Source organism: Lacimicrobium alkaliphilum (assembly GCF_002591895.1).
Lineage (GTDB): Bacteria > Pseudomonadota > Gammaproteobacteria > Enterobacterales > Alteromonadaceae > Lacimicrobium > Lacimicrobium alkaliphilum.
In genome coordinates this window covers 1-3056 of the sequence record NZ_NISX01000035.1, presented here as the reverse complement: position 1 = coordinate 3056, position 3056 = coordinate 1, and the positions used below count along the sequence as shown (strand labels likewise).

At 45.3% G+C, this 3056-nt stretch carries 2 protein-coding genes and 1 pseudogene; all 3 read left to right on the top strand.

Annotation, left to right across the window (positions count from 1 at the left end; all coding sequences use genetic code 11):
- Nucleotides 1–664: 664 nt before the first annotated feature.
- A complete protein-coding gene (locus tag CDA54_RS19665) occupies nt 665–1240 on the top strand; it encodes a hypothetical protein (RefSeq protein ID WP_180237282.1) in 576 nt (191 codons plus the stop codon).
- A 267-nt stretch (nt 1241–1507) separates the two neighbouring features.
- Nucleotides 1508–2482, top strand: a complete 975-nt coding sequence (locus tag CDA54_RS19280) for an ankyrin repeat domain-containing protein (protein WP_099036674.1) — start codon at nt 1508–1510, stop codon at nt 2480–2482.
- Nucleotides 2483–2850: 368 nt separating this feature from the next.
- Nucleotides 2851–3056, top strand: a pseudogene (locus tag CDA54_RS19515) (PAS domain-containing protein); the annotation flags it as partial.

Below are 3056 nucleotides of genomic sequence, written 5' to 3'. Positions count from 1 at the left end.
CTGGCAGACCAGAGTATTGATGACTGAGGCTAAGATTTGAAGTAAGATGAAGAGCTTTGTTCGGCCCGGAATGAGGCACTTGTAAAGAGCCTGCGGTTTTAATATCCGCCACGCTGCCCGATATTAGACTGGGCTACAGTGCTAATAACATGGTCATACCCGCAGATAAAAGTCAGGTATGAGGAGAGCGGCCTTGCGCATCACCAAGGCCTATCCCGAAAGCTACAGACAGGTTTGCGCTTTTGCTGACGGTACAAATGGAAGGAGCACTATTGTTTCGGCCTCGCCTCTGTCTTTCCTGAAAACCCCACACTGTTTTGTACCGTCTTTTTTATGGAAGCCCTGTGGGGTGGGTCCAACCCGTTTATTTCTTTCGGACAACAAGGCCCATCAATTTATTTATCATTACTCCGAAAATTGATACCTGATGTTTTTTTATTGACAGGCATCTTGATCACTTATAGCTTACGCAGGTAAGTGGAATTAATATGTTTATAAATCCACAGGGATAAATAGGAATAATTTATCCCACACATAATTTAAACTAAAACAGAAGAAGGAATCTTCATGATAGGGAAATCTATTTATCTCAACGCAACGAGATTGTTTAACCTCGCCTTAAAAATATCAAATCTCTCTTTATTTCAGCAAATCAGCAAACAGTATGCTAGCTGGAAGAAAAATAATTACAATCAAAGGAAGTGAAAGTATGAAAAATAAAATGATAGCTATTTTATTGGTTGGGGGGAGCTATGCGATTAGTATGCTTCCAATTCAAGCAAATGCTGATTTGGTACGTAAATGTAGAACCGGTCATACAAATTCAGGTGACGGAACGCCGTCTTTTGCACAAGAGGTCTGCTGGTATGAATCCGGCGGAGGCGGTGGAGTCTCTGGTGGTGGAGGTGGTTCCGGACCAGGTGGTTCCGGACCGGGAGGTGCTGGCGGAGGCTCCACTGGTGATGGCGAAGGTGACAACGACAATTCGGCAGATGAAGAAGCTACAGAAGTTTGTCGTGAAAATGCTCAGGACCTTTATGGACCCTGCTTCAGTTCAAGAGAACAAAACTCCAAGACTGCGTTCAACGTTTGTATTGCAGGTGCGGCTCTTTTGCCTGTCAAGGCGGTGGCGGCGGCTGCCGCATTTGCATGTGCAGAAACAAGAGGTATGGCACAAGATGACAATCAGCAATATTGTCTGGATCGGGTAATAGATGCACAGGCAGAATGCAAACCATAGAAATAAATTATTAGATATGGATGAGGTTATGAGAAAAAAATATTTTACCTGGGGTCATATCGAAGGCCTGATATTTAGCGTCCTGCTGGTTTATCTTATAGGCTTTGTGGAAACATCCTTCAATAATCTAATCCTCGTGGTATTGATCGGCTACCTTTTTGACAAAGTGAGAAGGCTGAACAGAATCGTTGCCAGATTTGACTCTTGTTCAGCGGATAAGTCTTCTGGAGTATAGATATGGTCAACCCATAAGGAGATAAAAACGTAATGAACAGGGATAATGCAATGTGGCTGAGTGCGACAGGTGCTGTTGTAGTGGTGGCTGTTCTGGCAGTGTTCAAATTCTCGGGTGGTGATGATTTACCGCAAGAACGGGAGAATCATTCAATAGTAGCTGTTACCGCTGACTTACAAAACAAAGGTGATACAGTAGAAAAACCAGATAGCTATACCCCCTCAGTGACTGAGGGGGAGTTTGTTGGGTCTGGCAACAGTAACGGAACCATTAATAAGGTAATCGCCGCCACACTGAAAAATAAACTGGCTTTTGAAAAGGCCAAAGAACAGGAAGTGCAGTCATTGCTCGCCGATGCAAAGGTGAAGACCAGTGAGCAGATGGGCGAGGGCAGTATGAAAGAAATGATGCTGAAGGTGGCAGAGATTACTCAGGCTGCACATGATGGTGATTGGGAACTGTTTTTGTCGTTATATGATGAACTTGCACTAACCGATAGTGAAATGATGGATTTGGCGATACATCAGGCCATATCAATGGGAGCGCCGCTGGATATTATTGAACAGTTGTTAGATAAAGGGGCTTCAATACCACCACAATCTTCACTGACACTCGCTGTGAAAGGTGAAGTGGCCAGAATGAAAGAGTTGCTACCTCTTGGGCTGGACCTTTACAGCGAAGATCCCTATGGCCGCAATGCGGTATCTATGGCTGCAATGATGGGAGGCAACCCGGAGACCGTGAGATTTTTACTGGACCACAATGTTCCTGTCAAAAGCTCTGGTAGTGGCAGAGATGCGTTGGATTTTGCACTGGAGAGGTTAATAACGGATTGTGAGCCGGGAGTGTATGTTGACTCCTGCGCCAGAAGTCAGGAAGTTGTGGGCTTATTGCTGGATAATGGCGGTGAAATTGAAAGCAGCCACGGGCATTTTCTTGCCGTTTTCCGTTCATCAAGCCCGGAATATTACACCCGGCTTGTTGAGTCATATCCCGGCATTGAGTAATGTGGTGAATTTGACTGCTGTTCCCGGATACACCTATGTGTAATTAATATATGAACTTTTTCGATTACAAACTGAACATTAGACGGTTTACAACAATTCTTATTTTGATCGTATTTGGCAGGTTTGTAGTCGACTACATTAGAGGCTACGAGTTCTCCATACCGATTCAACACATCGCACTATATCTATAAGCGTCCAGGCAACCCCACCTTCATTTCAATAAGCTGAACTACCAAACTGGCATCTTCTGTTCATCACAGGAGTTTGCCAGCATGTTTCCGGTATCTAGTCAGCTTAAGGTCACGCTGGTGTGCGGCCCAACCGATATGCGCAAAGCCATTGATGGTCTGAGCAATATTGTTGCCTATGAACTGGAGCAGCAGGCACAGCGGCTCTCGACGTTGCTGCGCTCTATTATCGATGCCTCGCCGGATCTGATTTATTACCGTAACGAGGAAGGGCGTTTTGCCGGTTGCAACCGGGTTGCCGAGCAGATGACGGGTAAAACTGAGGCAGAACTGATGTGGCTTCTAGTTTGCACGAAGAGGACTTGGTTGCCGGTACGCCGATTGTG

Coding starts and splice junctions, on each gene's coding strand:
- CDA54_RS19665 (WP_180237282.1), top strand. CDS start 665: ATGCTAGCTGGAAGAAAAATAATTACAATCAAAGGAAGTGAAAGTATG.
- CDA54_RS19280 (WP_099036674.1), top strand. CDS start 1,508: ATGAACAGGGATAATGCAATGTGGCTGAGTGCGACAGGTGCTGTTGTA.